Below are 11,423 nucleotides of genomic sequence, written 5' to 3' on the forward strand. Positions count from 1 at the left end.
CGGGCGCGGGGTCGGCCCGGGGCCGTCAGCCCTCCACGCGCTCGCCCACCGTGTGCACCACGGTGACGGTCGGGTCCCACGGCACCAGGTCGTCGACGGCAGCCTGCAACTGAGCGACGTCGGGCACGTCGCCAGGTCCGCGGACCTCGACGACCACGTCCGTCCCCTGCCAGGTGACGTCCTCGACGTCCGCGTCCGGCGTGTCCGCGAGCCAGGCCTCCGCCGCGGCCCGCACCTGTCCGGCCCACACGTCGGCCAGCACCGACTGGGCGGTGTTGGCGATCATCGGCACCGCCACCACGAGCACCGCGACGGCGCCCACGACGACGGCGCGGCGCGGGCGCCGTCGGCCGCCCGCCTCCTGCCGGGCCCGGGCGGCGTCCGACGCGTAGCCCGCGCCGGTGAACACCACCGTGGACGCCACGACGAGCGCGACCACGTTGGACCCGAAGAGCAGGAGCGCGCCCGCGGCGAGCGCGGGCTCGCCGGCGCCGAGGCACACCCCGACGACGCCGAGCGGCGGCACGAGCGAGATGGCGATCGCGATGCCGGGCAGCACGTCGCCGAGGTCGCGCCGCGCGAGAGCGATCGCCCCCGCGAAGCCGGTGGCGAACGCGGCGACGAGGTCGCCCACACCGGGAGACGTGCGCCCCGTGACCTGCGAGTTCGTGACGACATCCGACGTCTGCGGCAGCACGAGCGCCACCAGCCAGCCGAGGGCGACGACGAGGGCGACGCCCCCCACGACGTACAGCGCGGAGCGGCCCACGAGCCCGCCGCGGCCGGTGACGATCCCGAGCCCGACGCCGAGGATCGGCGTGGACAGCGGCGCGATGATCATCGCGCCGATGACGGTGGCGGTGGAGTCGGTGACGACGCCGGAGATCGCGATGATCCCGGACAGCACGAGCATCGCCCAGAACGCGGACCGCTTGGCGCGCACGTCGCCCGACGACAGGTCGAGGCGGTCGGACAGCTCGCCCAGGTCGCGGCGCTGCGCGGGGGGCACCAGGACGCCGAGGAACCGCGTGCGGGACGTCTCCCGTGCGGCGGGCGCCGCCGGAGCGGCGTCAGGGATCGGGGTCGCGGGCATGGCGCCTCCGGGCTGGCTCGTGCCCGGCGCGGCCGGGCAGCCCGGGCACGGTGCACCGCGGCGAGGAAAGTATGCCCCGCGCCGCGGCCTCCGGGAGGATGCGCGAGAACTACTTCGGCATCAGCCGGGCATGCCCCCGACGGTGCTGCCGGGCTCCAGCTCGCCGTCGCGGACGTCGGCCCAGAACTGGTCGACCTTGTCCTCGTCGAGCAGCACGGCCGACCCGACGTCGGGGCGCGGGGTGTAGCCCGGGTCCGAGATCGGCGGGGTGCCGGTGACGCCCTCGGGGCCCGTGGCCGCCTTGAAGGCCAGGCCGAGCCGACCGAGGTCGACGATGCCCGTCTTCTCGTCCACGGTGAGCGCGTCGGTGCCGGCGTTGACGAGCTGCACCTGGTTGACCGGGTTGAGCAGCACGCTCGGCTTGACGACCTTCGCGGCGACGGCGGCGATGACCTGCTGCTGCCGCTCGGCCCGGCCGATGTCGCCCTTGGGGTCCTTGTAGCGCATGCGGGAGAACGCGAGCGCGGTCTCGCCGTCGGCCAGGTGGCAGCCGGCCTCCCACTCCATGCCGCTCTTGGGGTCGTCGACGTCGCGGTCGTAGCAGAGCTCCACGCCGCCGACGGCGTCGACGATCTCCTCGACGCTGCCGAAGCCGACCTCGACGTAGTGGTCGATCGTCAGGCCAGTGAGGCCCTCGACCGTCTCGACGAGCAGCGGGGCGCCGCCGAAGGAGTACGCCGCGTTGATCTTGTTCGGGTCGTGCCCGGGGATCTCCGTGTACGTGTCGCGGGGGATGGAGATGAGGGAGGCGGGCCCGCTCCGCGGCTTCTGCAGCACCATGATCGTGTCGGTGCGGGCGCCCTCGGTGCCGTCGTCGGCGACGCTGCCCGTGCCGCGCGCGTCCGACCCGGCAAGCAGGTAGGTGGTACCGGGCGTGCCCTTGGCGTCGGACAGGGCGTCGATGTGCTGGATCTTGCCGTTCGCCCAGAAGATCAGGCCGATCGGCCACGCCAGGAGGAGCACGAGGAGCAGCACGAGGACGAGACCCGCGACGCGGCCCTTGCGCACGCGGAAGCCGCCGCCCCCGGCGGTCGCCGCGGCGGCGCCCCCGCCGTGCCCGGGCGGGGGAGTGCGACGGGCCTGGCCCTGGGCCGAGGCGGGCATGACGCGGGTGCCGGAGCCCTGGCGTGCCTGCGGGGCGCGCGACTGGGGGGCGCGGGAGGCCGGCGCGGCCGCCGAGCTGCCCCGCGGCGCGTACGACCGGGGCTTCTGCTGGGCGCCACGCCGCTCGGGCGGCGTCGTCGGGATCTCGCGCGACGACTGCCGCCGCACGCGCGGCTCGACCGGGGCGGCGTCGTCGCGCCGGCCCACGCGGCCACCCGTCGGGGGCCCGGACGGACGGGAGGCGCCGCCCACGGGGATGGCGTCGCCGGAGCCGCTCGGCCGGTCGGAACGGCCGCCGGACGGCGTGAAGCTCGGCGGGATGCGCTGGTCGTCGCTGCTCATCGGTCTCCCGCGCTCATCCGCACACCGACGTCACGTCGGCGCCCGTGAACGCCTCCTCGCCGGCGTCGCGGGTCCGCGTCGGCTCCGGGTCCTTCGTGTCCTCGTCGGCAGCGTCCGCGTCGTCACCGGTCGTGGCGGTGTCGTCGTCGGCCACCGGGGTGGCGTCGACATCGTCGGCGGCCTCGGCGTCCTGCGTGCCTGCGTCGTCCTTCGTGCTGTCCTTCTCGCCGTCCTTGCCGTCGTCGGACTCGGTCTCGATCGCGTCGCTCAGCGGACGGTCGTGCTTGAGGTTGTCCCAGACCTCGTCCGCCTCGTCGGTGAGCAGGACGTTCGCCGCGTTGTTCGGGTCGTAGATGTACGGCGCGGTCATGAAGGCGATGGTGTCAGGGCGGACGTTGCGTGCGCTGTACGCGAGCCCGGCGAGTCCCTGGATGGACGCGAAGTTGCTGCTCATCGTCATCGACCCGGTCACGGCGCCGAGGAACTTCAGCGACTTGGTCGGGTCGGCGAGCGTGCCGGCGCTGAGCACCTGGCGGGCGAGGGCGGCCAGGAGCTCCTGCTGGCGGGCGATGCGGCCGAGGTCGGAGTTGTCCCCGAGGCCCTTGCCCTTGCGGGCGCGGGCGTACTTGAGCGCGGTCTCGCCGTCCAGCTCGTGCACCCCGGCGGACAGGACGAGGTCGTCGGCCTTCGGGGCGTCGATGTCGTTCGGGATGCACAGCTCGACGCCGCCGAGCGCGTCGACCATCTTCTCGAAGCCGGCGAAGTCCACGACGACGAAGCCGTCCAGCTGGACGTCGGTGATGGTCTCGACGGTCTTCTGCGCGCACAGCGCGCCGGACTCGACGTCGCCGCCGGTCATCACGCCCTGGGCGAAGGCGGCGTTGAACTTCACGCCCGACAGAGGAGAGGTCTCGCCGCCCGATGACGTCGGGCACGACGGGACGTCGATCGTCGTGTCGCGGGGGATCGACAGCATCTCCACCCGGGACCGGTCGGACGAGATGTGCATGATCATCGTGGTGTCCGAGCGGGCGCCCTCGGTGCCGTCGCCGACGATGTCGGCGTTGTCCCCGCCACGGCTGTCGGAGCCCATGAGCAGGATGTTCAGCGGCATGTCCGCGTTGGGGTCCTCCGGCATGACCTTCTCGGGCCGGTCCTCGCCGAGCAGCGTGTCGGCGTCGACGGCCGTGATGTTGCTCGTGAGCTTCACCGCCGCGGTCGCGCCGCCGACGGTGACGAACGCCAGGACCGCGGTCAGCCCCATCCCCAGGGTGCGCGCGACCGTGTGCCGGCGCAGGGCGCGGGCGTGCGAGGGCCCCGTGGTCGTGCCGGGGCGCGAGGCGACGTGGCGTGGGGTGGTGCGGGTCACGGGAAGCGAGCATAGAGGGTCCGTGTCACGTCGCTGCGGTCCCCGAGGACCGGGACGGTAGAGGAAATGTGTGGGTCGAACGTCGGCCCAGGTCCGCGACCCGCCGGGGGACGGCGGGTGAAGACCAGGCGAACCCTCGTGGCCGAGGCGCGGCGGCGCGGAGCCGGCGCGCACGCCGTGGGGGACACTGTGCTCGTGACGGACACGACGCCGCACGCGCGCCCGGCCCCCGCGGCGACCGGCACCCCTGACCCCCGCACGGCACCCGCGCGGCCCCGTGCCGGCCGCCGTTACCGCCGCGCCGTCGCCGTGCTCGCGCTCGCCGTGGCGGCGTGGACCGTGGTGTGGGCCGTGGTCACGCCGATGTTCCGCTCGCCCGACGAGCAGAACCACGTCAACAGCGTGCTGCGGATCGCGTACGGCGGCGGGTGGCCGGCGCCGGGCGACGGCTACTTCTCCCCGGCGATCGCGCAGGCGGTCGACGAGGCGGCGTACCCCGCCGACCTGCCCGGCCGGTGGCGCCACCGCGAGGACGCCCGCCAGTTCGTCGACGTCGTGCCCGTGCCGCGCGAGGACCGCACCCGCCTCGACGCCGCGGGCGCGCTGGGCGACGCGTCGTCGGGCACCGAGGTGGACCAGATGACGCAGCACCCGCCGCTGTACTACGCGCTCGGCGCCGGCGTGCTGCACGCGATGGGCCTGACCGACGCCCGCTGGGACCAGATCACCCTCGCGCTGCGGCTCCTGGACGCGCTGCTGCTCGCGCTCGTCGTGCCGCTGGCGGCCGAGTCGGCACGACGGGCCACCGGCTCACCCTCGGCGGGGCTGGTCGCCGGCGCCTTCCCCCTCCTCCTGCCGCAGCTCGGGCACGTGATGGGGGCGGTGAACAACGACGCCCTCGTCGTCCTCGCGTGCGCCGCCGCCACCTACCTCTCCGTGCGGGTGGTCACGGGCGACCTGCGCTGGCGCGTGGCCGTCGCGATCGGCGTCGTCCTCGGCCTGGGGATGCTCACCAAGGTGATGCTGGCGTTCGCCGTGCCGATGGTGGTCGCGGCGTACGCGCTCGCGCGGGGCAGCCGGTGGCCCGGCCGGCTCGGCCGCCTCGCCGTGGCCGGCGGCGTGACGCTCGCCGTCGGCGGATGGTGGTGGGTGCGCAATGTGGTCACCCTCGGCGCCGTGCAGCCCGTCGGCCGGCCCCGCGAGCTGACCATCCTCGCGACGGTGCCCGACGCCGACGTCCCGTCGATCATCGCGGGCCGGCTCGCCCAGTCGTTCTTCGGCAACCTGTCGTGGCTCGAGGTGCACGTCGCCGGCGCGTGGGTCGTCTGGGGCACGGTGGCGCTGATGGCCGCGGGGCTCGTGGCGCTCGTCCTGCCCGGGGCGCGCCGCACGGCCGTCGTCGTGCTGCTCACCCCGGCCGCGCTCGCGGCGGGGGTCGCCTACAACGCGTGGGACTTCCACGCCGAGACCGGCCGCCTCGTCGCGATCCAGGGGCGGTACGTCTTCGGCGGGGTCGCGGCGCTCGCGACGGCGGTGGCCATCGCCGCCTGGCAGCTCGCGCGGCGGTCGGACCGGCGCCTCGCGCGGGGGGTGCCCGTGGTCGTGACGCTCGCCCTCGCGGCGGCCGTGGGCGGGCTGGTCTGGGCGTTCGGCGCGTTCTACCGGGGCCCCGGCGAGACCGTCGGCGACGCCGTGGACCGGTGGCTGGCCTGGAGCCCGCTGCCCGAGCCCGCGCTCGTCGCCCTGCTGGCCGTGGCGGCCGTCGCGCTGCTCGGAGGCCTCGTCGCCGGGCTCCTGTGGCCCCGTAGACTCGCGGCGTCGTCGAACGACCCGGTCCCCGGCACCCTGCCGCCGGCGGTCCCCGGCGCCCCGAAGGATGCGCGATGAAGCTCTTCGTCCAGATCCCGTGCCTCGACGAGGCCGGGACGCTCCCGCTCGTGCTCGCGACCATCCCCCGCGAGGTCGAGGGGTTCGACAGCGTCGAGATCCTCGTGGTCGACGACGGCTCGACGGACGGCACGGCGGAGGTCGCGCGTCGCCTCGGCGTGCGGCACGTCGTGCGGCACACGAGCACGAGGGGGCTGGCGCGGTCGTTCCGCGACGGCGTCGACTACGCCCTCGCGCACGGGGCCGACGTCGTGGTCAACACGGACGGCGACAACCAGTACCCCTCGGAGCGCATCGGCGACCTCGTCGCGCCGATCGTCGCGGGCGAGGCGGACATCGTCGTCGCGGACCGTCAGACCGCGACCATCGAGCACTTCTCCCCGTTCAAGAAGCGGATGCAGCGGTTCGGCAGCCGCGTCGTGAGCGCCGCGGCCGGGACGTCGCTGCCCGACGCGGCGAGCGGGTTCCGGGCCTACTCGCGCGCGGCGCTGCTGCGGCTCAACGTGGTCACGCAGTTCAGCTACACCATGGAGACGATCATCCAGGCGGGGAACAAGCGCCTGCAGATCGCGAGCCTGCCGATCACCACCAACGCGAAGACGCGCGAGTCGCGGCTGTTCGACAACATCTGGCAGCACATGAGCAGGTCCGGGCGGGCCATCGTGCGCTCGGCGATCATGTTCCGCCCGCACCTGGTGTTCCTCACGCTGTTCGCCGTGTTCTTCGTCGCGGCGGCGGTGCCCGCCGTGCGGTTCCTCGTCTTCCTCGCCCAGGGGGACGCCGGCGGCCACGTGCAGTCGCTCGTCTTCGCCGGCGCGATGCTCGTCGGCGCGCTGCTGTGCCTCGCGCTGCTCGTCATCGCCGACCTGCTGCGCACCAACCGCACGCTCGCCGAGGAGACCCTCGAGCGGCTGAAGGAGCTCCAGTACGGCGCACGGTCCGACGACGCGGCCCTCGTCACCACGGGCGATCCGGTCCTCGACACCGACCTCGACGCCGACCACGCCGGCGACGCCGACGACGCCGACCGCGACACCGACCTCGATACCGACCGCCGCGAGGCGCGGGACGACGAGGACGCGCACGCGTGATCGTCGCGTTCGGCACGTACGACGCCGCCCGGCACCCGCGCGTCGGCGTGCTCGTCGCCGGACTGCGCGCGCACGGGTACACCGTGCACGAGCTCGACCGGCCCCTCGGCCTGAGCACCGCCGAGCGGGTGCGGATGCTGCGCCAGCCGTGGCGCCTGCCCGGCCTGCTCGTGCGGCTGCTGCGCTGCTGGGCGCTGCTCGTGGGCGACGTCGTGCGTCACCGGCGGTCGCACGGCCGCCCCGACGCGGTGCTCGTCGGGTACCTCGGCCACTTCGACGTCGCGCTCGCGCGCCTGCTGTTCGGGCGGACGCCGGTGCTGCTGGACCACCTCGTCTTCGCGGGGGACACCGCCGCCGACCGCGGCGCGCGCGGGGCCCGGGTCACGCTGCTGCGCGGCCTGGACCGGCTCGCCGCGTCGTGCGCGGACGTCGTCCTCCTCGACACCCCCGAGCACCTGCGGATGCTCGGCGAGCTGGTGCCCTCCCGGGCGCGCCGGGGACTCGTCGTGCCCGTCGGCGCCCCGCAGGCGTGGTTCGACGCCGCGCACGCGGGCGGCACAGCCGGGACCGGCACCGGGACGGGCCACGTCCGCGACGTCGCGGACCGGCCGCTGCGCGTCGTGTTCTTCGGCCTGTTCACGCCGCTGCAGGGCACCGACGTGCTCGCCGAGGCGCTGGCCGCCGCGCTGCCCCGGGCGGCGGAGGAGGGCGGGCGCGGGCTGGAGGTCACCCTCGTCGGCTCCGGCCAGGACCTGCCCGCGGTGCGGGACCGGCTGCGCGGCACGCCCGGCGTCACGTGGCGCGACTGGGTGGAGCCGGCCGACCTGCCCGCCCTCGTCGCCGCCCACGACGTCTGCCTCGGGATCTTCTCCGCGACGCCCAAGGGGCTGCGCGTCGTGCCGAACAAGGTGTTCCAGGGCCTCGCGTCCGGCTGCGTGGTCGTCACGTCGGACACCGAGCCGCAGCGGCGGCTGCTGGGCGACCACCTGGAGCTCGTCCCGCCCGCCGACCCGACGGCGCTCGCGGACCGGCTGCTCGCCCTGCGCGACCCGGCCGCGCTCTCCGCCGCGCGCGCCCGCGCGGCGGCCGGGCGCAGCCTCGCCCGGCCCACCGCCGTCGTCGCCCCGCTGGTCCGGCTGCTCGCGGCGCGCGGGGTCCGGCCATGACCCACGAGCCGGCGGACGAGACCGCGGGCGACGTCGCAGCCGGGCCCGACGGCGCCGCCCCCGGGGGGCGAGCGAGCCTCCTCACCAGGGCGCTCGCGGTGCTGCGGTCGCCGTGGGTGCGCTGGGGCTTCCTCGTTCTCGCGCTCGGCCTCGCGGTGTACGCCGTCGTCGCGGCGGGGGACGACCTCGCGCGGGCCGCCGCCGAGCTCTCCTGGCAGCGGCTCGTCGTCGCCCTCGTGCTGTCGGTCGCCTTCGTGCTGTGCACGTTCGCCGCGTGGCGCGTCGTGCTCGCCGACCTCGGCGCCCCGACCGGGCTGCGGGTCGCGCTGCGGGTGTTCGGGCTGAGCCAGCTCGGCAAGTACGTGCCGGGCGGGGTGTGGAACGTCGTCGCGGCCGCCGAGCTCGGCGTCGACCACGGGATCGCGCGCCGCACCTCCGTGACGACGACGGCGGTCGCGACACTCGTCGGCGTGGTCTCCGGGGCGGTCGTCGGGCTGGTGGCTCTGCCGTTCGTCGCGACCGGCGCGCTCGGTGCCGCCGGGCCGCTGCTGTGGGTGCTGCCCGCCGTCGCCGTCGTGCTGCTGCCGCCGGTGCTCAACCGGCTGGTCGCGTGGGCCTTGCGGGTCGCGCGCCGGCCCCCGCTCGACCGCCCGCTGGGCTGGCGGGGGCTCGGCGCCGCCACGGTGTGGTCCGTGGCCGGGTGGCTGCTCGCCGGGGCGCAGGTGTGGGTCCTGGCCGTCGGCCTCGGGATGCCCGCCGACGCGCGCGGCGCCGCGCTCGCCGTCGGCGGCTACGCCTTGGCCTGGGTGGTCGGCTTCCTCGTCGTCGTCGTGCCCGCGGGCGCTGGGGCGCGCGAGCTGGTGCTGCTCGCCGTGCTCGCCGGGGCGCTGCCGCACGCCGCGGTGCTGCTGCTGGTGCTGGTCAGCCGCGTCCTGGTGACGCTCGCCGACCTCGCCCTCGCCGGCCTCGGCGCGCTCGCCCGGCCGAGGTAGGCACCCGAGCCTGACGACGGGGTGGCGCCGCCAGCTCGGCGGGGCGTGGCGCCGCCACGGCCGACGTGCTGGCAGGCTGGCCCCGGCCGACCATGAAGCGGCTGCACGCCGCTGGTGCCACCGCCCGAGCCGTCGACGACGAAGGAACGCCCGTGCCGAACCCCGCCCCTGCACTGCCACCGCTCACGCTGTACGGCAGCCTGCGGTGGGACGTCGTGGAACCGCTGCTGCCGGGCGCCGCCGGGCGCGTGCTCGAGGTGGGCTGCGGTCAGGGCGCCGTCGGCGTCCGGCTCGCCGCCCGCGCCGCGGCGTACACGGGCGTCGAGCTCGACGCGGACAGCGCGCGGACCGCGGAGCAGCGCCTCGTCGAGGCGGGGGTGCCGGGCACGGTCGTGCAGGGACCGCTCGACTCCCTGCCCGCCGCCGAGCGCTTCGACCTCGTGTGCGCGTTCGAGGTGATCGAGCACATCGACGACGACGCCGCGGCGCTCCGCGAGTGGGCCGCGCGGCTGCGACCGGGCGGCACGCTGCTGCTGTCCACGCCGGCCTGGCAGCGCCGGTACGGCCCCATGGACGAGGCCGTCGGGCACTTCCGCCGCTACGACCCGGCCGCCCTCGTGGCCCTGCTGCGCGACGCCGGCCTGACCGACGTCGGCCTGCGCCTGTACGGCGTCCCGCTCGGGTACGCGCTGGAGGCGGCGCGCAACCAGCTCGCCCGCCGACGGCCCGGCCTGCGCGAGGAGGGCAGCACCGCCGACCGCACCGCGCGCAGCGGGCGCCTTTTCCAGCCGTCGACGTCCGCGCAGGGCTCGCTCGTGGCCGCCGCGACGTGGCCGTTCCGCGTCGCGCAGCGCGCGTTCCCGCGCACCGGCACCGGGCTCGTCGCCTGGGGCCGCGCCGCCTCCTGAGCCACGGGGAAGCGTTGTGGACGCTCGATCGGCGCTATCGCGAGGGGGAACGACGCCACACGAGCGCCCACAACAGGTTCGCGTCAGGCCGTGATGCGCTCGGTCTCGCGCAGGCGGTCCAGGCGGGCGGGGTCGGCCGCGAGCTCGGCCGCGGTGGCGGCGGAGGCGAGGACCACCGAGCCGTCGGCGGCCCAGACGGCGAGCAGCTCGCGCAGCAGGGTGCCGAGCGGTCGGGCGCCGTCCACGAACGTGCGGGCCCCGGGAGTGCCGGTGCCGGGCACCAGATCCCTGAACGGCACCGAGCCGGCCACCGAGCCGTCGTCGAGCGCCACGGCGCCCTGGTCGGTCTCGGGGGCCCACCCGATGACGTCGCCGTAGGTCATCACGGCGCCCGCGGCGTCGACGGCGCCGGGCGGCAGGTCGCCGTCGAACGACCGCGCGAGGGCGGGCAGGGCGACGGCGACGAGGTCGGCGGCGCCCGGCCCGGACAGCAGGTCGGCCCAGGCGTCGGGCCGCGCGGTGACGACGACGTCGCCGCCCGCCGCGGGGGCGTCTCCCGCGAGCTGCACGGTGGCGCCGCAGCGCCAGGCGGCCAGCGCCCAGAGCACGCTGCGCCAGTGCGCGGGCAGGTCGAGCGTCACGACCGTGCCCGGTGCGGCGTCGAACTCCTCCACGAGCAGGTTCACCGTCTTGCTCACCCAGTTCTGCAGGACGGCGCCCGAGAGCTCGACGCGTTCGCCGCCGTCGCCGTACCAGGTGAGGCGGGGCCGCCCCGGGTCGGACAGGACAAGATCGAGGACCTGGGAGATCGTCGTGGGGGTGCGGCCGGCCGCGGCGGGGGGATTCACGCAGGTCAGCCTACGAGGGGGCCGCTAGCACAGGACGCCGCGCATGTGAATGGGCAGTGGAGATCGCAATCACTAGCACATTTCGACTTGACGCCTCCGAAGGACACGCGTGTAATTCCAGGTATGCAGTTTCCCTAGAGAACGGCATGGAGGGGCACGCCATGTGGAATTTGCTCGATGGGGACCGGGGGGTCTTCCCGTCAGACGTCGGCCGTGAGCCCGAGCGCGTGGCGCCGGTTCTCCCGCTGTTCGGCGACGCAACGACGACCGACGACGAGACGCTCCTGGGATGGCAGGAACGGGCGCTGTGCGCCCAGACGGACCCCGAGGCCTTCTTCCCGGAGAAGGGCGGGTCCACGCGTGAGGCCAAGAAGGTCTGCACGTCCTGCGAGGTCCGGGCCGAGTGCCTGGACTACGCGCTCGCGAACGACGAGAGGTTCGGCATCTGGGGCGGGCTCTCCGAGCGTGAGCGCCGCAAGCTGAAGCGCCGCGCCGTCTGACCCGAGGTTCGACGAGATGTCCGGCCCGACACGCTCGGGACGGATATCCCACGACCGGATCGG

At 75.5% G+C, this 11,423-nt stretch carries 10 protein-coding genes; 6 read left to right on the top strand and 4 right to left on the bottom strand.

Annotated elements, in window-relative coordinates; all coding sequences use genetic code 11:
• Nucleotides 1–25 precede the first annotated feature (25 nt).
• The 3 genes from ABZ493_RS12915 to ABZ493_RS12925 form a co-directional block, all read right to left on the bottom strand.
• Nucleotides 26–1,093 carry a TIGR00341 family protein gene (locus ABZ493_RS12915; protein ID WP_430582564.1) on the bottom strand — a complete coding sequence of 356 codons (1,068 nt, stop codon included), beginning with the start codon at nucleotides 1,091–1,093 and terminating at the stop codon, nucleotides 26–28.
• Nucleotides 1,094–1,213: 120 nt separating this feature from the next.
• Nucleotides 1,214–2,599, bottom strand: a complete 1,386-nt coding sequence (locus tag ABZ493_RS12920; RefSeq protein WP_430582565.1) for an LCP family protein — start codon at nucleotides 2,597–2,599, stop codon at nucleotides 1,214–1,216.
• Between the two features lie 13 nt (nucleotides 2,600–2,612).
• On the bottom strand, nucleotides 2,613–3,968 hold the full coding sequence (locus ABZ493_RS12925) for an LCP family protein (RefSeq protein ID WP_430582566.1): 1,356 nt from the start codon (nucleotides 3,966–3,968) through the stop codon (nucleotides 2,613–2,615).
• 117 nt (nucleotides 3,969–4,085) lie between these two features.
• Between ABZ493_RS12925 and ABZ493_RS12930 the strand changes: the two genes are divergently transcribed.
• The 5 genes from ABZ493_RS12930 (at nucleotide 4,086) to ABZ493_RS12950 (ending at nucleotide 10,012) form a co-directional block, all read left to right on the top strand.
• Nucleotides 4,086–5,855: a DUF2142 domain-containing protein gene (locus ABZ493_RS12930; protein ID WP_430582567.1), complete on the top strand. Its 1,770-nt coding sequence runs from the start codon at nucleotides 4,086–4,088 to the stop codon at nucleotides 5,853–5,855.
• Nucleotides 5,852–6,946, top strand: coding sequence for a glycosyltransferase family 2 protein (locus ABZ493_RS12935; protein ID WP_430582568.1), 1,095 nt, complete (start codon nucleotides 5,852–5,854; stop codon nucleotides 6,944–6,946). Before ABZ493_RS12930 ends, ABZ493_RS12935 begins: the two co-directional genes overlap by 4 nt.
• Nucleotides 6,943–8,112 carry a glycosyltransferase gene (locus ABZ493_RS12940; RefSeq protein ID WP_430582569.1) on the top strand — a complete coding sequence of 390 codons (1,170 nt, stop codon included), beginning with the start codon at nucleotides 6,943–6,945 and terminating at the stop codon, nucleotides 8,110–8,112. The genes ABZ493_RS12935 and ABZ493_RS12940 overlap by 4 nt, the downstream gene beginning before the upstream one ends.
• Nucleotides 8,109–9,104, top strand: coding sequence for a lysylphosphatidylglycerol synthase domain-containing protein (locus tag ABZ493_RS12945; RefSeq protein WP_430582570.1), 996 nt, complete (start codon nucleotides 8,109–8,111; stop codon nucleotides 9,102–9,104). Before ABZ493_RS12940 ends, ABZ493_RS12945 begins: the two co-directional genes overlap by 4 nt.
• A gap of 92 nt (nucleotides 9,105–9,196) precedes the next feature.
• Entirely contained in the window at nucleotides 9,197–10,012 is an 816-nt protein-coding gene (locus ABZ493_RS12950) for a class I SAM-dependent methyltransferase (protein ID WP_430582571.1), read from the top strand.
• Between the two features lie 83 nt (nucleotides 10,013–10,095).
• On the opposite strand, the gene ABZ493_RS12955 is transcribed toward ABZ493_RS12950, so the two are convergent.
• Nucleotides 10,096–10,860, bottom strand: a complete 765-nt coding sequence (locus tag ABZ493_RS12955; RefSeq protein ID WP_430582572.1) for a TIGR03089 family protein — start codon at nucleotides 10,858–10,860, stop codon at nucleotides 10,096–10,098.
• Between the two features lie 161 nt (nucleotides 10,861–11,021).
• Here ABZ493_RS12955 and ABZ493_RS12960 point away from each other — a divergent pair, with 161 nt between their 5' ends.
• The gene (locus tag ABZ493_RS12960) at nucleotides 11,022–11,360 is read left to right on the top strand and encodes a WhiB family transcriptional regulator (protein WP_430559888.1); all 339 of its coding nucleotides are present in this window, start codon (nucleotides 11,022–11,024) and stop codon (nucleotides 11,358–11,360) included.
• Nucleotides 11,361–11,423: the final 63 nt, after the last annotated feature.

This window comes from Isoptericola sp. NPDC019482 (assembly GCF_040632295.1).
In the GTDB taxonomy this organism is placed as follows: Bacteria; Actinomycetota; Actinomycetes; order Actinomycetales; family Cellulomonadaceae; genus Isoptericola.

What these genes read in the sequence shown, in the direction of transcription:
- ABZ493_RS12915 (WP_430582564.1), bottom strand. Translation starts at nt 1,093, where the DNA reads ATGCCCGCGACCCCGATCCCTGACGCCGCTCCGGCGGCGCCCGCCGCA.
- ABZ493_RS12920 (WP_430582565.1), bottom strand. Translation starts at nt 2,599, where the DNA reads ATGAGCAGCGACGACCAGCGCATCCCGCCGAGCTTCACGCCGTCCGGC.
- ABZ493_RS12935 (WP_430582568.1), top strand. Translation starts at nt 5,852, where the DNA reads ATGAAGCTCTTCGTCCAGATCCCGTGCCTCGACGAGGCCGGGACGCTC.
- ABZ493_RS12945 (WP_430582570.1), top strand. Translation starts at nt 8,109, where the DNA reads ATGACCCACGAGCCGGCGGACGAGACCGCGGGCGACGTCGCAGCCGGG.
- ABZ493_RS12950 (WP_430582571.1), top strand. Translation starts at nt 9,197, where the DNA reads ATGAAGCGGCTGCACGCCGCTGGTGCCACCGCCCGAGCCGTCGACGAC.
- ABZ493_RS12960 (WP_430559888.1), top strand. Translation starts at nt 11,022, where the DNA reads ATGTGGAATTTGCTCGATGGGGACCGGGGGGTCTTCCCGTCAGACGTC.